This is a genomic window from Bradyrhizobium sp. SZCCT0153 (assembly GCF_018129995.1).
Classification (GTDB): Bacteria; Pseudomonadota; Alphaproteobacteria; order Rhizobiales; family Xanthobacteraceae; genus Bradyrhizobium; species Bradyrhizobium japonicum_G.
Map to the genome: position 1 here is coordinate 16,502 of NZ_JAFCKS010000004.1, position 21,870 is coordinate 38,371.

The following is a 21,870-nucleotide window of genomic DNA, read 5'->3' on the forward strand; positions in this document are numbered from 1 at the left end:
GATTTATTTGGAGGAGGCGAGGATGACGATGAAGCGGAATTCTGGGTTTGGCTACACCCTGCTGGGCGCGATCGCGCTCGGTGGCACTGCGGCCCATGCGGCCGAGCAGATCACCTTCGTCTCGCAAGGCGGAGCCTATCAGCAGGCACAGACGGTGGCGATCCTCGATCCCTCCGCCAAGAAGCTCGGCATCACCATCAACCAGGACTCGATTCCCGACGCCTGGCCCGCGATCAAGACCCAGGTCGGCAGCGGCAAGCCGATCTGGGACGTCGTCGACACCCCGACCGGCTATTGCCTGCGCGGCGGCGAGCAAGGGCTGATCGAGAAGCTCGACTTCTCGAAAATCCCGAACGCGGCGGCGATGCCGGAGGCGTATCGCAGCCCCTATTCGGTGTCCTACGAGTTCTATTCCAGCGTGCTGGCCTACAGCCAGAAGACCTTCCCGAAGGATGCGCCGAACAGCTGGGTCGACTTCTGGGACGTCAAGAAATTCCCCGGCCGCCGCGCCCTGCGCAACCACCCGATCGCCACGCTCGAGGCGGCGCTGATGGCCGACGGCGTCGCGCCCGACAAGCTCTATCCGCTCGACGTCGATCGCGCCTTCAAGAAGCTGGAAGAGATCAAGCCGAATATCACGGTGTGGTGGACCTCCGGTGCGCAGTCGGCGCAGTTGCTCAACGACGGCGAGGTCGACATGGAGATGGCCTGGAACGGCCGTGTCAGCGCTGTCGCGAAAGAGGGCGCGAAGGTCGCTTTCACCTACAATCAGGGTATCCTGCAGAGCACCTCGCTCTGCATCCTCAAGGGTGCGCCGAACCTCGACACCGCGGTGAAGTTCCTCAACGAGGCCGTCGATCCCGTGCACCAGGCCAATCTGCCGCTGCAGATCGACTATGGTCCGGGCAATCCCAAGGCGTTCGAGACCAACGTGATCAAGCCCGAGCGCGCCGCGCAATTGCCGAGCGAGCCGGCCAATGCGGCCAAGCAGGCGCTGATGTCCTACGCCTGGTGGTCCTCGCCCGCCGGCGAGGCGGCCGAGAAGCGCTGGGCGTCGTTCATGCAGAAGTAAGCGAAGCGAGGCCGCGTTGACGACATCCGTGCCAGATCCCTCCCAAAAGCATCAGCGCCGTGAGCACGGGCTGATGCTGGCATTGGTGTCGCCGGCGCTGCTCGTGATCCTGCTGCTGATCGTGCTGCCGGTCGGCTGGCTGGCCTGGCAGTCGATCTACCATGACGGCTTCACGCTGGAGAACTATCGCCGCATCTTCACCGAAGACATCTACTGGCGCAGCTTTGCGCTGACCTTCGAGATCAGTCTCGCGGTCACGTTGATCGCGCTGTTGCTCGGTTATCCCGTCGCCTATCTCGCCAATTCCGTGCCGAAGGGGTGGAGCATCCTGATCCTTGCGCTGGTCGTGCTGCCGTTCTGGACCAGCGTGCTGGTGCGGGCCTATGCGTGGCTGGCGCTGCTCCAGCGCACCGGCGTGATCAACCAGCTGTTGCGTTATCTCGATGTGATCTCCGAGCCGCTCGCGCTGGTCCACAACACCTTCGGCACGGTGGTGGCGACCGTGCACATCCTGCTGCCATTCATGGTGCTGCCGCTCTACGCCACCATGCAGAAGATTCCAGGCGATTTGATGCAGGCCGGCGCCAGCCTGGGTGCGAGCCCGTCGCTCACCTTCGCCCGCGTCTTCCTGCCGCTGTCGCTGCCGGGCGTGCTCGCGGGCTGCACCATGGTGTTCGTGCTCTGCCTCGGCTTCTACATCACGCCGGAACTGCTCGGCGGCGGCCGTACGGTGATGGTGTCGATGCTGGTGAGCCGCAACGTCGAGCTCTACAACCAGTTCGGGGCTGCGAGCGCGGTCGCCGTCGTGCTGCTCGTCAGCGTGCTCCTGATCTTTGTCGCCGTCAGCCGCTTCATCTCGCTCGATCGTATCCTGGGGCAGAAATGATGCGAGTGTCGCCCGCCCGGATCGCTCTCTATGTCGTCAGCGCGCTGGTGCTGGTCTATCTGATCCTGCCGGTGCTGATCATCGCGCCGATCTCGTTCTCCAGCGCGCGCTTCCTGACCTTCCCGCCGCCGTCGCTGTCGCTGCGCTGGTATCAGCAGTATTTTTCCAATCCGGCCTGGATGCAGGCGACGCGGGTGACGCTGACGGTTGCGCTCCTGACCGTTCTGATCGCCACGCCGCTCGGGGTTGCGGCCGCCTATGCGATCAGCCAGTCGAAGCTGCGCATCATGCGGTTGATCCACATGATGCTGTTGTTGCCGCTGGTGGTGCCGATCATCATCACCGCGGTCGGCATCTTCTTCGTCTATGCCAAGGTCGGCCTGGTCGCGACCCTGCCGGGCCTCGTGCTCGCCAACGTGATGCTGGGCCTGCCCTACGTCATCATCTCCGTGCTGGCGGGCTTGCAGAGCTTCGATCCGGCGCAGGAAATGGTGGCGCGCAGCCTCGGCATGAACCGCCTGCGCAGCTTCTTTGCGGTCACGCTGCCGCAGATCAAGTCCAGCGTGGTCGCCGGCGGCATCTTCGCCTTCATCTCGGCGATGGACGAGACCATCGTCGCGCTGTTCATCTCCGGCGGCCAGTATCAGCCGCTGACCAAGCGCATGTTCACCGCGCTCCGCGACGAGATCGATCCGACCATCGCCGCGATCTCGACGCTGATGACGGCGGCCTCGTTCATGCTGGTGCTGCTGGCGAGCGCGCGGCAGAAGAAGAGTGGGTGAGGGCTACTAATTCTGCTTCCCCAGCCACGCCAGGATCATCTCTACGATCTGCGTGCGGCTCTTCGCGAGCACCCTGGGCTCGCTGAGGTCGCGGTCGAACAGGGCGCCGAAAGTGTGGCGGTTGGCGACGCGGAAGAAGCAGTAGGAGGAGATGGCGAGGTGCAGGTCGATGGCGTCCACGTCGTTGCGGAAGACGCCTTCGCCACGGCCGCGCTTGAGGATGCCGTCGAGCGTCGCGATCACGCTGGCATTGAGCTGGCGCAGCTGCAGATTCTGCTTCAGGTGCTTGCCGTGGTGGATGTTCTCGATGCTGACGAGGCGGATGAAATTCGGATTGCGCTCGTCATGGTCGAAGGTCGCCTCGATCAGGCGGCGCAGTCCCTCGCGCGCGTCGCAACTGGCGATGTCGAGCTGGTCCTCCAGCGCGCGGATGCTGCGATAGGCCTCCTCCAGCACCGCAAGGTAGAGCTGCTCCTTGCCGCCGAAATAATAATAGATCATCCGTTTCGACGTGCGCGTCCGCGCCGCGATCGCATCGACGCGGGCGCCGGAATAGCCCTCCGAGGCGAATTCAGCCATCGCCACCTCGAGGATGTCGCGCTTGGTTCGCTCGGGGTCGTTGGTGCGCTTCGATAGGGGCGGCATGCGCTCGAGCATCGCTGTTTCTCCCGCCAGTTTCCACGGATCACCTTGAAGGTGAAGGCAAATTTCACCTGCCGCAGCATTGATCCAACGTGTATTGCATAAACGTACTAGTTCGTACATTATGGCTTCAAACCAAGGTTGCGGCAACCAGAACCACAAAAATGCGCGCGGCGGTCAGCCTGACGCGAACCGCACCGGACACATGGGGAGGAGATTCAGATGACGTTGACATCAACCGCACCGCTGCACGCGCCGTCCAGCGCGGAGGCCACGCCGAACAAGCTGCCCAAGCGCGCCGCGCTCGTCAGCTTCGTCGGCAGCATGCTCGAATACTACGACTTCTTCATCTACGGCACCGCGGCGGCGCTGATCTTTCCAAAAGTGTTCTTTGCCAATGTCGATCCGTCGACCGGGACGCTGCTCGCGCTGCTCTCTTTTGGCATCGGCTACGTCGCGCGTCCCGTCGGCGCCGTCATCCTCGGTCATTTCGGCGACCGCATCGGCCGCAAGACGGTGCTGCTGTTCACCCTCGTGCTGATGGGCGGCTCGACGCTTGCGATCGGCCTCTTGCCGGATGCCAAGGCGATCGGCAACGCCGCGCCCGTCATCCTGACCCTGCTTCGCCTGTTGCAGGGCCTCTCGGCCGCCGGCGAGCAGAGCGGGGCGAACTCGCTGACGCTGGAGCATTCGGCCAATTCCAACCGCGCCTTCTTCACGAGCTGGACCCTGAGCGGCACACAGGCCGGCGCGATCCTGGCGACGCTGGTGTTCATCCCGGCGTCGAGCCTGCCGGAAGACCAGCTCCTGAGCTGGGGCTGGCGCATTCCGTTCCTGCTGTCGTTCTTCGTGCTGGTCGTCGCCTATCTGGTGCGGCGGACCATGCCGGAGACGCCGGTTTTCGAGGACATCAAGGACAAGGCGCAGGTTGCGCGCTTCCCCGTGGTCGCGTTGCTGCGCGACTATTGGCCGGACGTGCTGCGCGTGATCGCCTGCGCGCTGATCGCCACCGTCAGCACCATGACCGCCGTGTTCGCGCTCGGCTACGCCACCAGCAAGTTCGGCGTCGCGCGCCCGACCATGCTGTGGGCCGGCGTGCTCGGCAATGTCACGGCGCTGATCACGCAGCCGTTCTGGGCCCTGCTCGCCGACAAGATCGGTCGCAAGCCAGTGTTCATCGGCGGCGTGCTCGGTTGCGCGGTGCTGCTGTTCCCGTATTTCATGCTGATCACGTCGGGAAATACGATCGCGATCTTCGCCGCTGCGATGATCCTCTCGGGGATAATCTACGCCGCGCCGAATGCGATCTGGCCGTCCTTCTATGCCGAGATGTTCGCGGCGCGCGTGCGCTATTCCGGCACCGCGATCGGCACCCAGCTCGGTTTCCTCGCCGCTGGCTTCACGCCGCTGGTGAGCGCGAGCCTGGTCGGCGAGGGACCGAACGGCTGGATTCCCGTCGCGATCTTCGTGGCCTGCTGCTGCGTGATCTCGGCGGCGGCCGCAGCGACCGCGCGCGAAACCCACAATGTGGATATCGCCGATCTCGGCAAGCGACGTGCTTGAGCGAAAAACAGGATAGCGATCGCATGCTGACCAATGCAGTTCCGACGACGAGTGGGCCGATCGTCGGCTCTGAACAGGCCGGCATGCGTGCCTTCAAGGGCGTGCCGTTCGCGATCGCGCCGCGCTTCGCCAGGGCGAGGCCGCCGCTTTCGTGGACGGAACCGCGCCGCTGCACGGACTACGGCGCTTTTGCGCCGCAGCCCGGGCATCTCGACAACGCGGATGAGGTGTCCTGTCTCAGCCTGAACATCTGGGCGCCGGCGGGGGCCGATCGTCCGCTGCCGGTGCTGTTCTTCATCCATGGCGGGGCCTTCGTCACCGGTGGCGGCGCCGATTATGACGGCTCTTTCCTTGCCGCGTGCGGGCCGGCCGTGATCGTCACCATCAACTATCGGCTCGGGCCGCTCGGCTTCCTGCAATTGCATCGCCATGGGCTCGACGAGGCGAACAATCTCGCGACGTCGGACGCGCTCGCTGCGCTCGACTGGGTGCGCGCCAATATCGCGAATTTCGGCGGCGATCCGGATGCGATCACGCTGTCGGGCCAATCGGCCGGCGCCTCCATGGTGATCGCGCTCGCAACCGTGCCACAGGCCAAAGGCAAGTTCATCCGCGCCCTCGCGCTCAGCGCGCCCGGGCGCAACATCATGAGCGCCGATCATGCCGACGACGTCGCGCGCCGCGTGCTCGACGAACTCGAACTTGCAGGCGATCCCGCCGCGATCGCGGCCGTGGCGCTGCCGAAGCTCTTTGCGGCGGTGGAGCGGGTCGGCCGCAGACTCGCGGACGAGACCGCCTCAGGCACCGTGTTCGGCCCGGTGCTGGACGGCATCGTGATCCCGCGGGAGCCGCGCGAGGTCTTTGCCGACGGGACCTTGCGCGACATCCCGCTTTGGCTCGGCTCCTGCCGCGATGAGATGGTGATGTTCCTGAAGAGCACCCCGCCCGCCGCGATGATCCGTACCACCGAGCGGAATGTGCGCGCCGCATTCGGCGACGCCGGTTGGGAGCGCCTGCTTGGTTGTTACCGCGCGACGGCGCGCCGCGACGAGGATCCCTACGAAGCGCTGCTGTCGGATGCGTTCTGGCATCGTCCGATGGCGGACCTCGCGCGGGTTCACGCTGCGGCAGGCGGTGCAGTGTGGCTGAGCCGGTTCGACCATCGCCCGGCGCTGGAGCCGTTCCTGTCGCAAGGGCCGACCCACGGCGCCGATAATGCCTGTCTTTGGGCGCATCTGCCGAATTTCATCGATCGCCCGATCCTGAAGCGCAAGGGCGGTTCGATGACACCTGCCGACATCGATGTCGCCGCGCAGTTCCAGGCAGACCTGTTGCGGTTTGTCACGACGGGCCGGCCCGATATTGCCGAGGCCTGGCCGAGGTTTGGTGCGAGCAAGGAGGCTCTTGCGATTTTCGCTCAGCCGTTCCAAGTCTGTGCGCTCACCGAAGGCGCGCGCTTCCGCGTCTGGGCGGAGCTTCTGGCAGAAGATGCGACGCAGGGTACGGTCGCAATGCGGGGTGGGAGCGTCCGCGCCTGAGCCGACTGCTCTCGGCATCGTCGTCGCAGCATGCGCTGTCAGTTTGGGCAGGGTTGCCCGGCGGCTCCCCACATGGCCATGTCCTTGACGTGATCCTCAAACGTGCCGGGCGGCGTCGTACGACCCGCTCCGGGCGCCCATCCGCGCGGGATGAAGCCGTTCAGCGATGCATCGTGCCTGAGATGCTCGAGGAGACCGACGGCGTCGCGCCCGCCATTGCGTTTGGGATCCTTCAGCTGTGCACAGATCTCGGCGCCGCTCTTGCCGAACCAGATGAACTCGACCGGAGCAAGCTGCCAGTCGATGCCGGCGCGTGGCGGCGATGGTGCCGGCTCGTTGGCCTGGGTGGAGGTCATGTGACAGGTCGAGCAGGCGATCTTCTCGGCGCCGATGCGGCTGTCGCCGCCATGGATGTTCATGCCATGCACGCGCGGCCTGGTTTCGCCTGCCGGCGTCCAGATCGGAATGGCCCTGGCATCGACGTGACAGTTGGCGCAGCGCGGATGCGTCACCACCGCTTCGATCCGCTTCCAGGCTTCCAGCCCTTCGGCGCGGCTGACGCTGCCCGGCGGCAGAGCGTCCTTTTTGGCCTCGTCCTTGGCCGCGCCGATTCCGGTGAGGGCCGCAATGGCCGAAGCGGCGAGGGCGAGCCTAATCAGGGATCTCTTCATGACCCGCCTCACACGAAATCAATGAACTTGTTGAAGGGCATTTCGCGGATGCGCAGTCCGGTCGCCGCGAAGATCGCATTGGCAAGCGCGGGCGCGGCCGGCGGGACGGGCGGCTCTCCAACGCCTCTCACCTTCGGATCGTTCTCGAGCCCGCGAACCTCGATGACGGGACATTGGTAGATCCGCATCGCCTCGTGATGATTGTAGTTGGTCTGCTGCACCGCGCCTTTGGCGTAAGTCAGCTCGCAATTGATGGCGTGGCCGAGCCCCCAGATCACGCCGCCCTGCACCTGGTTTTCGAAATTGACGGGGTCGACCACCTTGCCGACATCGACCGCGATCCAGACCTTGTCGATCCTGATGCCTCGCTCCGTCTTCGTCACCTCGACGACTTCGGCGGTCGGCGTGCCGAAGGACTCCACGAAGGCGACGCCACGGCCCCTGCCGTTGCCGAGCGGTCCCTTCCAGTCCGACATCTCCGCGACCGTTTCCAGCACCTTGCGGTAGTGCGGCACGGTGCACATCGCGATGCGCGCCTGCATGGGATCGAGACCGGCCGCATGGATCAGCTCGTCGATGAAGCTTTCGGTGAAGAAGCCCGATGTGGAGGCGCCGACCGACCGCCACGTGGTGCTCGGCGACAATCCCTGGGCCTCGTAGCTCGTGGCCCGGAAATTGGGGATGTCGTAATAGACGTTCCACAGACCCGCGGCCAATTGCCCGTCGGGATCCTTCGAGGGGGTGCCCGAACGCTCGAGCAGCCCCTTGAGCGGCGTCGTCGAGGCCAGTTGCAGATCGGCTGCGACGATCGTGCTCTTGTCGACGCTGCCGCGGTGCCTTGCGATCGCAATCTGCCGCGGAATGTCCTGCAGGAAATCCTCCTCGCGCGAGAACACGAGCTTGATCGGTGTTCCCTTCATCTGGTTTGCGATTTCTGCAAGAACCCGTACGTTCTCGTATTCGAGACGATGGCCAAAACTTCCGCCGGCCCATTGATTGTGGAAGGTGACCTGTTCGGGCTTGAGGCCGATCGCTGTCGCCGCGACATACTGCACGAAACGGGGGCTTTGATGGCTGACCCAGATATCCATCCCCTTGTCGGTGACGAGGCCGATCCCGTTCAGCGGCTCGAGCGGCTGATGCGCCACATAGGGCGCGCGATATTCGGCTTCGACAAGCCTGCCTGTCTTCAGGCCGGCTTCGATATCGCCGATCTTCCGCCACTCCTTGCCGAGGAATTCAGGTTTGAACGAGGATTCCAGCACCGACCAATGGTCGGCCTGCTCGGCGGGATAGGCCGAGGCCGCCCACTCGCAAGCGATGGCGTCGACCGCCTTCATGGCGTACCAGCTGTTCGTGGCGATCACCGCCACGCCATTCTTGATTTCGAGGATCTTCCTGACCCCCGGCATCGCGCGCGCCTTGCTGGCGTCGTATGACTTCAGCGGCTGGCCCTTGCCAGGGTTCAGCTTGACGGAGGCATACAGCATGCCGTCCGTTTTCAGGTCGATGCCGAACTTCAGCTCGCCCATGACCTTCGCGCGAATGTCGAGGCGCATCATCGGCTTGCCCAGCAAGCGCCATTTCGACGGATCACGCGGCTTGGCATCGAGCACCGGCGGAATTCTTGCGGCATCCGCGGAAAGATCGACGTAGGCGATCTTGGTGCCGTTGGGCAGGATCACATGGCCCGATTGGGTGCGCAGGTCAGCCACGGCGACCCCCGACCGCTTGGCGGCGGCGGCCTTCAGCGTCTCGCGCGCGACCGCGCCGGCAACGCGGAGCTTTTCGTAGGTGTCCGGCAGCGTGCTCGACCCGCCGGTCATCTGCAGGCCCGACTGTCTGAGCCATTCGAGCGTCTTGGCGCGCGCTTCCTCGGCGGCCGGACTTTGGTCGGCAGCCACGAACGGCGCGAATTCGTCCGCAAAGCCCGTATTGAAATAGGCGGGGCTCGGGCCGGCGAAGCGAACTTCGAACTGGCCGGGATCGAGGTCCATCTCTTCGGCGATCATGATCGGCTGTATCGAGCCGACGCCCTGGCCGATGTCGGCATGCTGCGCGATCAGCGTGATTTTATCCGGGCTGATCTCGACCCAGGGGTTGAAGCTTGCGGAATTCGGTCCGAGCCCGGCGGACAAGGGATTGTCACTGTCCGTCGCGGCTTGCGCAGCGTCGCCGTAGGAGCCGAATACGACACCGCCGGCCACCGCGGCGGAGCCGAAAACGAATGCGCGGCGGGACAGCCTCTGCAACTCGCCCATCTCACTTCTCCGCCATCTTCTTCGCGGCCGCAGCGTGGATCGCCGCCCGAATGCGGGGATAGGTTCCGCAACGGCAGAGATTGCCGGACATCACCTCGTTGATGTCCTCGTCGGTCGGCTGGGAGATCAGATCGAGAAGCGAGATGGCCTGCATGATCTGCCCGGTCTGGCAGTAACCGCACTGTGGAACCTGATGTTCGATCCAGGCCTGCAGAACCGGGTGCTGGTCCCGCTTTTCCAGCCCTTCGAGCGTGACGACCGACTTGCCTGCGATCTCGCCGATATGCGCCTGACAGGCCCGGACCGCCATTCCCTCGATCTGGACGGTGCAGGCGCCGCATTGCGCGACCCCGCAGCCGTATTTGGGACTGGTGATACCAAGCTCGTCGCGGAGCACCCAGAGCAGCGGCATCTCCGGAACAACATCGACCTGGCGCTTGATCCCATTGACCGTGAGCTCGATCATGTCGGTGTCCTTTCGCGCGTCCTCGCGGGACGTGAGGTCGAACGAGTACGCTCCAGCGAGCGTCGTCGAATTGTTAGACCGGCATGCTCAGCGTGTCGCTGATGCGGCGATGCTGTCAAACCGTGCCGCCGCGGCATTTGCAAAATCGCACGACGACGAAGGTGTGTGATTTTGCCGCGCCCTTCAGGGCGATCGAAATAGATTCAGAAATAGATTCAATTGTCTTTGATCGTCCGGAAGGCGATCAGCGCAGGAACGGCACCGGATTGGCCGCGCGGTAGAACAGATTGATCAGCGTGTTGATGTCGAACACCGGCAGGCCCGACACCTCGGCGACGTCCTTCGAGAACGGGCACATGTTGGTGCACTCGAACAGGACCGCGCCGGGATTCTTGCAGGACGCCATGAAGGCCTGCGTCATCTCGATCATCTCGGCGCGCAACACCTCGGTGTCCAGTTCCTCGCGGCCGAGAATATAAGTCGCTGGAAACTGCGCATCCGGCTTCATGCCCTGGATATGAACGGGAATTTGCTTCTGCGACCAGCCGACGCCGCGAAAATGCTCGTCGTTCATGTGATGGCCGCGTTCGGTGAAGACGCCGATGACCTTGCCCGGCGGCAGCATGGCGTGGATCAGCGGCGCCTGGATCAGGCTCGAGGTGAAGACGGGAATGTTCACGGCGGCGGCGAGCTGCTTCTGGAACGGCGCGAGAAAGCCGCAGCTCGTCGTGATGGCCTTGACGCCCTCGGACTCCAGCTCGCGGGCCGCTGCGACGAACGGCTCGAGCAGGGCCGGATCTGGATGATCGCCCATGATCTTGGTGGCGTGCGCGCCGCGCACGATCTTGTAGCGCACCGGGAAGTCGTAGGAGAGCGCGTTGCCGATGTCGCCGCGCGGGCGCGGGAAGCGGGTATCGAGCATCAGGATGCCGATCGTCTCGCCGTAATTCGTGAAGCCGCCGCGGAGTTTCATGGTTGTCCCCACCGATTCGGGATGGTCGTCACCAGCAGTCTAATGCGTCTCGTGAAACCGGCTCAAGAACGCCCTCAGCCGTTCGCTGCGCGGCCGGCGGATGGTTTCCTCGGGCGTGCCGATCTCGGCCATGATGCCGTCGTTCATGAAGCCGACGCGGGTGGAGACGTCGGCGGCGAAGGCCATCTCGTGCGTCACTAGCACCATGGTCATGCCTTCGGCGGCGAGGCTGCGGATTACGGCGAGGACTTCGCCGACGAGTTCGGGGTCGAGCGCGGAGGTCGGTTCGTCGAACAGCATCACCTCGGGCTTCATCGCGAGCGCGCGCGCGATCGCGACGCGCTGCTTCTGGCCGCCGGACAGGCGGCTCGGGAAAGCGTCGGCCTTGTCGGCGAGGCCGACCTTGGCGAGCAGATCGCGGCCGAGCGCGTCGGCTTCGCTTCGTGCCAAGCCCTTGACCTGCACCGGGCCCTCTATGACGTTGGCGAGCACCGACATGTGCGGGAACAGGTTGAAGTGCTGGAACACCATGCCGACATTTTCGCGCAGCTGCGCCAGTTGCGCGTCCTTCGGTGCGCGAGGACCTTTGCCGAACGCGAACCGATGAGTGCCGATCGCAAGCTCGCCCTGCTGCGGCATTTCGAGCAGGTTCAGGCAGCGCAGGAAGGTGGACTTGCCGGAGCCGGAGGCGCCGATCAGCGTGACGACCTCGCCGCGCTCGACCGACAGCGAGACGCCCTTGAGCACCTCGTGGTCGCCGAACGCCTTGTGGATGTTGCTTGCGATCAGGGCACTCATCGATGTGCTCCCAGCTTGAGCTCGACCCGGTCGGCGACCAGCGTCAGCGGGAACAGCACGACGAAATAAAGCACGGCGATCGTGGTGTAGACCTCAAGCGGCTTGTAGCTCGTCGCCGTGATCACCGAGCCCTGATAGAGGAGGTCCCCGACCGCGACCACCGACACCAGCGAGGTGTTCTTCAGCTGCATGATGGTCTGGTTGATGAAGGAGGGGATCATCACCTGGGTTGCCTGGGGCAGCACGATGCGGCGGAAGATCTTGCCGCGCCGCATGCCGATGGCGCGGCCGGCTTCCCACTGGCCGACGTCGACGGCCTCGATGCCGCCACGAAAGATCTCGGCGTAGAACGAGCCGGCATAGAGCGACAGCGCGATGAAGCAGGCCATCGCCGGCGACATGTCGACGCCGATCAGGACGGGCAGGGCGTAGTACATCCAAACGAGCTGCACCAGGAGCGGCGTGCAGCGAAACACCTCGATATAGAGCCGCAGCGGCACCGAGACCCAGCGCGGTGCCGTCGTGCGCAGAATGCCGACGACCAGTCCGATCGCGAGGCCCGCGACCACCGTGGTCACCGTGTAGAACAAGGTGACCAGGAGCCCTTGCCAGATCAGGCCCCAATACGGCTTGAGCGCCGCGAACTCCCAGACATACATCGTCGAACGGTCGTCAGAACTGCACTTCGGCCGGAAGGTCCTCGGCGGTGAGGCCGACTGCTTCAAAACCCTTCAGCATCCATTCGCGGGTCTGGCCCATCGCGCGGTTGTAATCGGCCCAGGCGCTGAGGAAGTCCTTGTAGCGGCGATCGCTCTCGGCGCGGATGCCCATGTTGGTCGGCAGCGTCAGCAGCGGCCGCGGGATCGCGAGATCGCCGAGATTCGGGTTCTTCTTCAGGGTCGAGACCGAGAGCACTGCCAGCGATACGTTGCAGTCGGCGCGGCCGGTCGCAACCGCGAGGATCGCCTCGTCGCGGTTCTTGAAGCCGAGGATGGTCGCCTTCGGGCAGTAGCGGCGCGCGATGGTCTCGTGCGTCGAGCCGATGTCGACGGCGATCTTGACCTCGGGCTTGTTCAGCTCGGCCCAGGTCTGCGGCTTGGCAAAGCCCTTCTTGGTGATGACCGTGAAGGAGTGCACCAGGATCGGCGTCGAGAAGTCGATGACGAGGGCGCGTTCCGGCGTCGGGTTCACTGCGAAGGCGAGGTCGACCTTGTCGGCCTGGAGGTCGAGGATCTGGTTGCCCCAGGTCGATTCCAGCGTCTCGACCTTGGCGCCGAGCTTGCCGGCGATGTCGTTGGCCATGTCGATGCAGGCGCCCGACCACGTGCCGGTGGCGAGGTCCTTATGGAAGTAGGGCTCCTGGCCGACGATGACGGCAACGCGCAGCACGCCATTCTTCTTGATGCGGTCGAGCGTGGAGGTCGGCGCGGTGTCGGCCCTGGCCGGGCTGCTCGCGGCGGCAATCGCTGCGCCTGCCAGCGCCACGGTGGTGAGAGCGTCCCTGCGATTCATGGTCTCTGTCTCCCTGGAATTTGGGTCGGATCGGTCGCTGGACTATTTCTGTATTCAGGATAATATGCAATACGGTATTTTAGATTGCTGACCATTTGTGCGACAGGGCAGAAATCAGCCCAATATCTTGGCAGAGCTATATAAAATTGAGGTTGTCATTCGCATGATTATCTGAATACAAGTCTGAATGCAATTTTCTCGTGATCTCAAGGAGAGGCCTGTGCGGGCTCTGTTCGTCGATGCAAACGACACCCTGGCGGCGGTGACCGACAAGCTGCTGCGCTCGCAGAACCTGGCTGTTGGCATCAACCGCAACCCCTCCATCAAGCCGGACGATCTCCCCAGCCTGCTCGGCGATTCCGAGATCATGATCGTCGATCACACGGCAGTGCCTTCAGTGATTGCCGCCAAGTGCAGCAAGCTGAAGCACGTCGTCTTCCTCGGCACGGGCGCCCGCAGCTACATGAATCCGGAAGAGCTCGCCGAGTGCGGGATCGCCGTCCACACCATCAAGGGCTATGGCGATACGGCAGTCGCAGAATGTGCGATCGCGCTGATGTGGGCCTCCGCCAAGAGTTTTGGCGAGATGGATCGCGGCATGCGCGAGGGCAACTGGCTGCGCCGCGACGCGGTCCAGCTCACCGGGAAGACGCTCGGCCTGATCGGCTTCGGCGGTATCGCTGCGGAAGCAGCCCGCATGGCGGCGGGCTGCGGCATGAAGGTGATCGCCTGGAACAGGACCCCGAAGACGCATCCGGGCGTCGAGTTCGTTGCGCTGGAGAAGCTGCTGGCGGAAAGCCACGTCATCTCGCTGCATCTTCTGCTCAACGACGAGACCAAGGGTTTTCTGTCACGTGAGCGTATCGCGCAGATGCGTCCAGGCAGCATCCTGATCAACACCGCGCGTGGCGCCGTCGTCGATGAAGACGCGATGCTCGACGCGCTTCGCTCGGGTCACATCGCCCATGCCGGCCTCGACGTCTTCACCGTCGAGCCGCTGCCAGCCGGACATCCGCTGACCAAACTGCCGAACGTGACGCTGTCGGCGCATTCGGCGTTCCGCACGCCGGAGGCCAGCGACAACCTGATCGGCGCCGCGCTGGATCACTGCCGCCGCATCATCGCCACCGGCAAGTAACAAGGACGTCCCATGTCTGATATCACCCGCATCGACCAGAACGCCCGCCGCAGCCGCGCTTCCGTGTTCGGCGATCTCGTCTTCCTCGCCGGGCAAGTGGCGGACACCAAGACCGCCGATATCACCCTGCAGACCCGCGAGGCACTCGGTAAAGTCGACGACATGCTGGCGCGCGCCGGTACCGACAAGTCGCGCCTGCTCAGCGTGCAGGTCTGGCTCAGGACCATGGACGATTTCGACGCCATGAACGCGGTCTATGATGCCTGGGTCGTGCCCGGCAACGCGCCGACGCGTGCCTGCGGCAAGGTCGAGCTCGCCGATCCCGCCTACCGCATCGAGGTGATCGCCATCGCCGCGCGCAAGTAAGGGCTGGCTCGTGACCGTCCAGGCTCCCGCAACCGGCTTCCGTCCAGCCCAGCGCATCAGCGCCATCGGCGTCTCCGAGATCCTGAAGATCGGTGCGGTCGCGCAGCGGCTGAAGCGCGAGGGGCGGCCGGTGATCGTGCTGGGCGCCGGCGAGCCGGATTTCGACACGCCCGATCATGCCAAGGACGCGGCCGAGCGCGCGATCCGCGCCGGCCAGACCAAATACACCATCCTCGACGGTTCGATGGAACTGAAGGCGGCGATCGCTGAGAAATTCCGCCGCGAGAACGATCTCGTCTATGCCACTGAGGAGATCACCGCCGGCGCGGGCGCCAAGCAGGTGATCCACAACGCCTTCATGGCGACGTTGAGCCCGGGCGACGAGGTCATCATCGCCGCGCCCTACTGGACCAGCTATGCCGACATGGTGCGCATCGCCGACGGCACTCCGGTCGACGTGCTCTGCCGCGAGGACAACGGCTTTCGCCTCGATGCCGCCGACCTCGAACGCGCGATCACGCCGAAGACGCACTGGCTGCTGCTGAACTCGCCGTCCAATCCGACCGGCGCTGCGTACTCCGCGGCGCAGTTGCGCCCGATCCTGGATGTGCTGGGGCGCCATCCGCATGTCTGGCTGATCGCCGACGACATCTACGAGCACCTGACCTATGACGGCATGCCGTTCGTCACGGCGGCAGCGCTTGAGCCCAGCCTGAAATCGCGCACGCTGACGGTGAATGGCGTCTCCAAGGCCTATGCCATGACCGGCTGGCGCGTCGGCTATGGCGGCGGCCCGCGCGAGCTGATCGCAGCAATGGCGGTGGTGCAGAGCCAGAGCACGACCAATCCGTGCTCGGTGAGCCAGGCCGCCGCGATTGCCGCACTGACCGGGCCGCAGGATATTCTGGCCGAACGCCGCGCCGCGTTTCAGCGACGCCGCGACATCGTGGTCGATGCGCTCAATGCGATCGACGGCGTCAGCTGCCGCCGGCCGGAGGGCGCGTTCTACACCTATCCCAGCTGCGCTGGCCTGATCGGCCGCCGTGCCCCCGACGGCACCACGATCGACAGCGATGCCGCGTTCTGCCGCTTCCTGCTGGAGAGGCATGACGTAGCCGTGGTGCCGGGCAGCTGTTTCGGCCTTGCACCTTATTTCCGCCTGTCCTACGCCACCTCGGAACAAAACTTGCGCGAGGCCTTAAAGCGCATCGCCAAAGCCTGCAGGGAGCTGTCATGACCATTCGCAACACCCGCACCGGGGGCCAGATCCTGATTGATCAGCTCGTCGCGCAAGGCGTCGAGCGAGTCACCTGCGTGCCGGGCGAAAGCTATCTCGCCGCGCTGGACGCGCTGCATGACTCCCCGATCGACGTCATGATCTGCCGCGCCGAAGGCGGCGCCGCGATGATGGCGGAGGCCTACGGCAAGCTCACGGGGCGCCCGGGCGTCTGCTTCGTCACCCGCGGCCCCGGCGCGACCAATGCCAGCCACGGCGTCCACATCGCGATGCAGGATTCGACCCCGATGATCCTGTTCGTCGGCCAGGTCGATACCGGCATGCGCGAGCGCGAGGCGTTCCAGGAGCTCGACTACAAGGCGGTGTTCGGCACCATGGCGAAATGGGCGGTCGAGATCGATCGCCCCGACCGCATCCCGGAGCTGGTCGCACGCGCCTTCCGCGTCGCGATGCAGGGCCGTCCCGGTCCCGTGGTGATCTCGCTGCCGGAGAACATGCTGACCGAGACCGCTGCTGTCGCCGATGCCATGCGCATCGAGCCGGCGGTGAGCTGGCCCGCGCCTGCCGATATCGAGCGTCTCGGGGCGATGCTCGCGAGTGCCAAGGCGCCGCTGGTCATTCTCGGCGGATCGCGCTGGACCGATGAGGCAACCAGGAGCATCGCGCGCTTCGCCGAGCGGTTCGACCTGCCGGTTGCGACCTCGTTCCGCCGGGCGTCGCTGATCGATGCCGATCATTCGCACTATGCCGGCGACCTCGGCATCGGGCCGAGCCCGGGCCTGAAGGCGCGCATCGACGGCGCCGATGTCCTCCTTCTGATCGGCGGCCGCATGTCGGAGATGCCGTCCTCGTCCTACACGCTGCTCGACATTCCGACGCCGCGACAGAAGCTGATTCACGTGCATCCGGGCTCGGAAGAGCTCGGCCGCATCTATCAGCCGGAGCTTGCGATCCAGGCCACGCCCGCCGCCTTCGCCGCCGCTGTCGAGACACTGAAGCCGGCCGCCGCGCCTGCCTGGAACGGCGAGGCCGCCAAGGCGCATGCCGATTATCTCGCCTGGACCGAGAAGGCGCGCGAGCTGCCGGGTACGTTCCAGTACGGCCAGGTCATGACCTGGCTGCGCGACCGCCTGCCGAAGGATGCGATCGTCTGCAACGGCGCCGGCAATTATGCCGGCTGGATCCATCGCCATCACCGCTTCCACAGCTTTGCCTCACAGCTTGCTCCGACGTCGGGCTCGATGGGGTATGGCGTTCCGGCGGCGGTGCTGGCCAAGCGGCAATACCCGGATCGCACCGTCATCGCCTTCGCCGGCGACGGCTGCTTCCTGATGAACGGCCAGGAGTTCGCGACCGCCGTGCAGTACGACGCGGCGCTCGTCGTGATCGTCGTCGACAATTCACAATACGGCACCATCCGCATGCACCAGGAGCGCGACTATCCCGGCCGCGTGGTCGGCACCCAGCTCAAGAACCCGGATTTTGCGATGTACGCAAAAGCGTTCGGCGGCCATGGCGAGCGGGTCGAGCGCACCGAGGAGTTCGCTCCGGCTTTCGAGCGCGCGCTGGCCTCGGGCAAGCCGTCGATCCTCCACTGCATCATCGATCCGCGCGCGATCTCGGTCGGCAAGGATTTTGTCCCAGCGGTGAAGGCTTAAGCGATGTCCGAGGGCCGCCACGTCGCCATCATCGGTGCCGGTGCGGTCGGCGTGATCAGCGCCATCGAGGCGCTGCGCGAGGGCCATCGTGTCACGCTGATCGATCCGGGCGAGCCCGGAGGCGAGCAGGCGGCGAGCTACGGCAATGCCGGCTGGCTCTCCTCGCATTCGGTGACCCCGCCGGCCGAGCCCGGCGTCTGGAAGAAGGTGCCGGGCTATCTGATGGACCCGCTCGGACCGCTAGCGATCCGCTGGTCTTATCTGCCGAAGGCGCTGCCGTGGCTGATCAAGTACCTGCTCTCGGGCTGGACCGAGGCGCGCGTCGAGAAGACGGCTTTCGCGCTGCGCGATCTCCTCAAGGATGCACCGCTGCTGCACCGGAAGCTTGCGGAAGAAGCCGGCGTGCCTGAATTGATCGAGCGCAACGGCGTGATGCATGTGTTCCCGTCGCGCGGCAATTTCGACAACGATCTCGGCTGGCGCCTGCGCAAGAAGGTCGGCGTCGAATGGCTGGAGCTCAACGCCGACGAAATGCGCCAGCGTGAGCCGGATCTGCATCCGCGCTACACTTTTGGCGTGGTGGTGGAGGAAGCCGGACGCTGCCGCGATCCCGGCGCTTACGTCGCGGCGCTTGCCCAGCATGCACTGGCGAGTGGCGTCAAGCTCGTGCGCGCCAAGGCGACGGGCTTCAGGCTTTCCGGCGACAAGCTCGTTGCTGTCGTTACCGAGACTGGCGAGATTCCTTGCGACGCGGCAGTGGTCGCCGCCGGTGCGCATTCAAAACGGCTCACCGCTTCGGTCGGCGATCCCTTGCCGCTCGAGACCGAGCGCGGCTATCATGTCATGATCGAGAACCCGGAGTCGGGGCCGCGCTGCTCGATGATGGCGTCGGACGCCAAGATGGTGGTGAACTGGACCGACAAGGGCCTGCGCGCCGCCGGCACCGTCGAGATCGCGGGCCTCGAGGCCGCGCCGAACTGGAAGCGCGCCGAGATTTTGCGCAACCACCTCTTCAGTATGTTCCCGAAACTGCCGAAGGACATTCCGCCCTCGCGCATCAAGACCTGGTTCGGCCATCGGCCGAGCATGCCGGACGGACTTCCCTGCATCGGCCATGCCCGCGCCTCGCGCGACATCGTCTACGCCTTCGGCCACGGCCATGTTGGCCTGGTCGGCTCGGCCCGCACCGGCCGCCTCGTCGCCCAGCTCCTGAGCGGCAAGAAGACTGAGATTCCGCTCACGCCGTTTTCGCCCAATCGTTTCCTCTGAGATCGCACCATGACCACTCCAGCCAGCTCATCCTCCCGCATCGCCCGTGGCGGCAAGGCCATCTACGGTGCGCCACTCGGCATCTTGATGCTGGAAGCGCGCTTCCCCCGCATTCCCGGGGATATGGGCAACGGCACGACCTGGCCGTTCCCCGTGCTCTATCGCGTGGTGAGCGGCGCCTCGCCGGAGAAGGTGGTGCTGAAGGGCGCGGCCGGCCTGCTGCCCGACTTCATTGATGCGGCGAAGGATCTGGTGCGGCTCGGGGCCGAGGCGATCACCACCAATTGCGGTTTCCTGTCGCTGTTCCAGAAGGAGATCGCGGCCGCCGTCGGCGTGCCCGTCGCGACCTCGTCGCTGATGCAGGTGCCGTGGGTGCAGGCGACACTGCCGCCGGGCAAGCGCGTCGGCCTCGTCACGGTGTCCGGCTCGACCTTGACGCCGGCCCATCTCGAAGGCGCCGGGGTGCCGCTCGATACGCCGCTGGCCGGCACCGAGAACGGCAAGGAGTTCTTCCGCGTCCTGATCAAGGCCGAGAAGGACGACATGGACATTGCGCAGGCCGAGCGCGACGTGGTCGAGGCCGGCAAGGCGCTCGTCGCCAGGAACCCCGATGTCGGTGCGATCGTACTGGAATGCACCAACATGCCGCCTTACGCTGCAGCACTTCAGGCCGAAGTCGGATTGCCCGTCTATGACATCTATTCGATGATCACCTGGTTTCACGCGGGACTGCGTCCGCGCGCCTTTTCCTGATTCCGGCCGTCCCAAAGCACTGAACAAGCCCTGCCAGACCTTCGTTTGCATTGCCATCGTCTGAGGCGCCCCGGTATATTGAACTGTGTTCGGGCATAAATGCAGATTGTGATGAGCAACGTGGAACTGGCTTCCGACAGTATCGTCGATCGCGTCTATGAACAGCTCAAGGCGATGGCCGTGAGCTATGAGTTCAAGCCGGGCGAGCGGCTCAACGAGGGCGAGCTCGCCAAGCGTCTCGGCGTCAGCCGCACGCCGCTGCGCGAGGCGCTCAACCGCCTCAACACCGAAGGGTTTCTGCGCTTCACGCCGGGCAAGGGCTTTTTCTGCCGCGAGCTCGACGCGCACGAGATCTTCGATCTCTACGAGCTGCGCAAATCGATCGAGGTCGCCTCGATCCGCCTCGCCATCAGGCGCGCCAAGGACGAGGACATCGACGCGCTGCTGAAATTCCTCGAGGCCACCGGTCCCGATCCCGGTGAGCGCTCCTCGGTCGAATTGGTCGAGTTAGACGAGACCTATCACGAGCGGCTGATGGGCATGTCGAACAATGCCGAGATGCTGCGCGTCCTGCGCAACGTCAACGCCCGCATCCGCTTCGTGCGCTGGATCGACATGGACAGCATCAACCGGTCCAACACGCAAGCCGAGCACCGCGCCGTCGTCGAAGGGCTGAAGGCACGCGACGAAGAGGTCTGCGTATCGGTGCTGGAGAAGCACATCGACCGCCGCCTCGATCGCATCACGTCCGCGATCAAGGAAGGCTACGCGCAGATTTATATGCCGACGACGGCGCGGTCTGCGGCCAACTAGTCTGCGTACCGCAGTGACGGTGCTCTCCCTTTTCCCCTTGTGGGAGAATGTGGCGCGAAGCGCCGGATGAGGGGTATCTCTCCGCGCATGCCGATGCGCGTGAGCGCGTAGAGGCAACCCCTCACCCGAGCGAGGCCGTGTCGACTTGCGGGGATGCCCTCTCCCACAAGGGGAGAGGGCGCAGCAATGCGCATCGCGCCTCCGGTCCCGCAGGCGCACCAGCGCACGCAGCTATACAATCCTTCAATATCTGATCGTGCCAGACGGTCAGAGCCTTCGCACGCGAACGTCGCTAGCGTGCTGCTCGAAATTCATGGAGACCCACGGTGCACAGCCCTCAACCCAATCTCGACACGCGCACAAGCGACGACTGGCCGGAAGAGCTCTATCGCATCCTGAAAGCCGCCGACGTCAGGCAGATGTCCTATGTCCCAGATGCCGGCCATAGCCAGCTGATCCGGCTGTTCTCCGCCGATCCTGACGTCACCACCAACGTGCTGACGACCGAGGAGGAGGGCGTCGCGATTGCCGCCGGCGCCTGGCTCGGCGGCCAGCGCAGCGTGCTGCTGATGCAGTCGAGCGGAGTCGGTAATTGCATCAACATGCTGTCGCTGTCGGCGATCGGCCGCTTTCCGCTGCTGATGCTGGTGACGATGCGCGGCGAATGGGCCGAGTTCAATCCCTGGCAGGTTCCGATGAGCCGGGCCACGCAGCCGTCGCTGGAGGCGATCGGGCTGAAGGTGATGCGGGCGGAGACGGCGGAGGATCTGGTCGAGACGGTCGAATCGGCGGCTGCGCTCGCGTACGATTCCGATCAGCAGATCGCGGTCCTGATCGGGCAACGCCTGATCGGCAAGAAGAAGTGGTGATATCGATGTCCGTACCCTCTCAGCTTGATCGTCGCGTTGCCGTCGCGGCTCTTCTCGAGAACCGCAAGGACACGCTGGTCGTTTCCGGCCTCGGCTCGCCCACTTACGACCTTCATTCTGTCGGCGACCACGACGGCAATTTCTATCTCTGGGGCGCCATGGGCGGCGCCGCGCTGATCGGCTTTGGCCTTGCTCAGGCGCAGCCGGGAAAGCGCGTGATGGCCCTCACCGGCGACGGCGAGCAACTGATGGGCCTCGGCGGCATTGCCACCATCGGCGTCGCGCGACCGCGCAATCTCGACGTCGTCGTGATCGACAACCAGCATTTTGGCGAGACCGGGATGCAGGCGAGCCACACCGGCCGCGGCGTCGATCTCACGGCGATCGCCGCAGCATGCGGATTTGCCGCGACGGGGACCGTGCGGACGCTGGCGGAGGTGCAACGCCTCGCGTCGCAAATCGCTGAGCCGGCCGATGGCCCGCGGCTTTTCGTCATCAAGGTTCTGGCGGAAAATCCGCCGCGTTCGCTGCCGTCTCGCGATGCCGTCTTTATCAAGAACCGGTTCCGTGCTCATCTCGGATTTGCGGCGGCTTGAGCTGAGG

22 protein-coding genes are annotated in these 21,870 nt (G+C 64.9%); 14 read left to right on the forward strand and 8 right to left on the reverse strand.

Annotated elements, in window-relative coordinates; translation table 11 throughout:
- Nucleotides 1-22: 22 nt before the first annotated feature.
- From JQ572_RS18520 to JQ572_RS18530, 3 genes are all read left to right on the forward strand, one after another.
- The gene (locus JQ572_RS18520; RefSeq protein ID WP_211384239.1) at nt 23-1,072 is read left to right on the forward strand and encodes an ABC transporter substrate-binding protein; all 1,050 of its coding nucleotides are present in this window, start codon (nt 23-25) and stop codon (nt 1,070-1,072) included.
- Between the two features lie 73 nt (nt 1,073-1,145).
- The gene (locus JQ572_RS18525; RefSeq protein WP_211384240.1) at nt 1,146-1,958 is read left to right on the forward strand and encodes an ABC transporter permease; all 813 of its coding nucleotides are present in this window, start codon (nt 1,146-1,148) and stop codon (nt 1,956-1,958) included.
- Nucleotides 1,955-2,740 carry an ABC transporter permease gene (locus JQ572_RS18530; protein ID WP_211384241.1) on the forward strand — a complete coding sequence of 262 codons (786 nt, stop codon included), beginning with the start codon at nt 1,955-1,957 and terminating at the stop codon, nt 2,738-2,740. Before JQ572_RS18525 ends, JQ572_RS18530 begins: the two co-directional genes overlap by 4 nt.
- Nucleotides 2,741-2,746: 6 nt before the next feature.
- Here JQ572_RS18530 and JQ572_RS18535 read toward each other — a convergent pair whose 3' ends face one another.
- The gene (locus JQ572_RS18535) at nt 2,747-3,397 is read right to left on the reverse strand and encodes a TetR/AcrR family transcriptional regulator (protein WP_211384242.1); all 651 of its coding nucleotides are present in this window, start codon (nt 3,395-3,397) and stop codon (nt 2,747-2,749) included.
- Between the two features lie 207 nt (nt 3,398-3,604).
- On the opposite strand from JQ572_RS18535, the gene JQ572_RS18540 reads away from it, so the two are divergent.
- Nucleotides 3,605-4,945, forward strand: a complete 1,341-nt coding sequence (locus JQ572_RS18540; RefSeq protein ID WP_211384243.1) for an MFS transporter — start codon at nt 3,605-3,607, stop codon at nt 4,943-4,945.
- Between the two features lie 23 nt (nt 4,946-4,968).
- Nucleotides 4,969-6,483 carry a carboxylesterase family protein gene (locus JQ572_RS18545; protein WP_211384244.1) on the forward strand — a complete coding sequence of 505 codons (1,515 nt, stop codon included), beginning with the start codon at nt 4,969-4,971 and terminating at the stop codon, nt 6,481-6,483.
- Between the two features lie 38 nt (nt 6,484-6,521).
- Here JQ572_RS18545 and JQ572_RS18550 read toward each other — a convergent pair whose 3' ends face one another.
- The 7 genes from JQ572_RS18550 to JQ572_RS18580 all read right to left on the reverse strand — a co-directional run bounded on the left by JQ572_RS18550 (nt 6,522) and on the right by JQ572_RS18580 (nt 13,164).
- Nucleotides 6,522-7,154: a hypothetical protein gene (locus JQ572_RS18550; protein ID WP_211384245.1), complete on the reverse strand. Its 633-nt coding sequence runs from the start codon at nt 7,152-7,154 to the stop codon at nt 6,522-6,524.
- Nucleotides 7,155-7,162: 8 nt separating this feature from the next.
- Nucleotides 7,163-9,415 (reverse strand): xanthine dehydrogenase family protein molybdopterin-binding subunit, encoded by a 2,253-nt coding sequence (locus tag JQ572_RS18555; RefSeq protein ID WP_211384246.1) that lies wholly within the window; start codon nt 9,413-9,415, stop codon nt 7,163-7,165.
- Between the two features lies 1 nt (nt 9,416).
- Nucleotides 9,417-9,881: a (2Fe-2S)-binding protein gene (locus tag JQ572_RS18560; protein ID WP_211384247.1), complete on the reverse strand. Its 465-nt coding sequence runs from the start codon at nt 9,879-9,881 to the stop codon at nt 9,417-9,419.
- Nucleotides 9,882-10,125: 244 nt separating this feature from the next.
- Nucleotides 10,126-10,854, reverse strand: a complete 729-nt coding sequence (locus JQ572_RS18565) for an aspartate/glutamate racemase family protein (protein ID WP_211384248.1) — start codon at nt 10,852-10,854, stop codon at nt 10,126-10,128.
- A gap of 39 nt (nt 10,855-10,893) precedes the next feature.
- Entirely contained in the window at nt 10,894-11,652 is a 759-nt protein-coding gene (locus JQ572_RS18570; protein WP_211384249.1) for an amino acid ABC transporter ATP-binding protein, read from the reverse strand.
- Nucleotides 11,649-12,311, reverse strand: a complete 663-nt coding sequence (locus tag JQ572_RS18575) for an amino acid ABC transporter permease (RefSeq protein ID WP_211384250.1) — start codon at nt 12,309-12,311, stop codon at nt 11,649-11,651. Before JQ572_RS18575 ends, JQ572_RS18570 begins: the two co-directional genes overlap by 4 nt.
- A gap of 13 nt (nt 12,312-12,324) precedes the next feature.
- On the reverse strand, nt 12,325-13,164 hold the full coding sequence (locus JQ572_RS18580) for a transporter substrate-binding domain-containing protein (protein WP_211384251.1): 840 nt from the start codon (nt 13,162-13,164) through the stop codon (nt 12,325-12,327).
- A gap of 220 nt (nt 13,165-13,384) precedes the next feature.
- On the opposite strand from JQ572_RS18580, the gene JQ572_RS18585 reads away from it, so the two are divergent.
- The 9 genes from JQ572_RS18585 to JQ572_RS18625 all read left to right on the forward strand — a co-directional run bounded on the left by JQ572_RS18585 (nt 13,385) and on the right by JQ572_RS18625 (nt 21,863).
- The gene (locus JQ572_RS18585; protein WP_211384252.1) at nt 13,385-14,302 is read left to right on the forward strand and encodes an NAD(P)-dependent oxidoreductase; all 918 of its coding nucleotides are present in this window, start codon (nt 13,385-13,387) and stop codon (nt 14,300-14,302) included.
- Nucleotides 14,303-14,314: 12 nt separating this feature from the next.
- Entirely contained in the window at nt 14,315-14,668 is a 354-nt protein-coding gene (locus JQ572_RS18590; protein WP_211384253.1) for a RidA family protein, read from the forward strand.
- Between the two features lie 10 nt (nt 14,669-14,678).
- Nucleotides 14,679-15,905: a pyridoxal phosphate-dependent aminotransferase gene (locus JQ572_RS18595; protein WP_211384254.1), complete on the forward strand. Its 1,227-nt coding sequence runs from the start codon at nt 14,679-14,681 to the stop codon at nt 15,903-15,905.
- On the forward strand, nt 15,902-17,563 hold the full coding sequence (locus tag JQ572_RS18600; RefSeq protein WP_211384255.1) for a thiamine pyrophosphate-binding protein: 1,662 nt from the start codon (nt 15,902-15,904) through the stop codon (nt 17,561-17,563). Before JQ572_RS18595 ends, JQ572_RS18600 begins: the two co-directional genes overlap by 4 nt.
- 3 nt (nt 17,564-17,566) lie before the next feature.
- Nucleotides 17,567-18,832, forward strand: a complete 1,266-nt coding sequence (locus JQ572_RS18605; RefSeq protein ID WP_211384256.1) for an NAD(P)/FAD-dependent oxidoreductase — start codon at nt 17,567-17,569, stop codon at nt 18,830-18,832.
- Between the two features lie 9 nt (nt 18,833-18,841).
- Nucleotides 18,842-19,585, forward strand: coding sequence for an aspartate/glutamate racemase family protein (locus JQ572_RS18610; RefSeq protein WP_211384257.1), 744 nt, complete (start codon nt 18,842-18,844; stop codon nt 19,583-19,585).
- A 111-nt stretch (nt 19,586-19,696) separates the two neighbouring features.
- The gene (locus JQ572_RS18615) at nt 19,697-20,398 is read left to right on the forward strand and encodes a GntR family transcriptional regulator (RefSeq protein WP_249129119.1); all 702 of its coding nucleotides are present in this window, start codon (nt 19,697-19,699) and stop codon (nt 20,396-20,398) included.
- A 326-nt stretch (nt 20,399-20,724) separates the two neighbouring features.
- The gene (locus tag JQ572_RS18620) at nt 20,725-21,267 is read left to right on the forward strand and encodes a thiamine pyrophosphate-binding protein (RefSeq protein ID WP_211384259.1); all 543 of its coding nucleotides are present in this window, start codon (nt 20,725-20,727) and stop codon (nt 21,265-21,267) included.
- Between the two features lie 5 nt (nt 21,268-21,272).
- Nucleotides 21,273-21,863 carry a thiamine pyrophosphate-dependent enzyme gene (locus tag JQ572_RS18625; RefSeq protein WP_211384261.1) on the forward strand — a complete coding sequence of 197 codons (591 nt, stop codon included), beginning with the start codon at nt 21,273-21,275 and terminating at the stop codon, nt 21,861-21,863.
- The last annotated feature ends 7 nt before the right edge of the window (nt 21,864-21,870 follow it).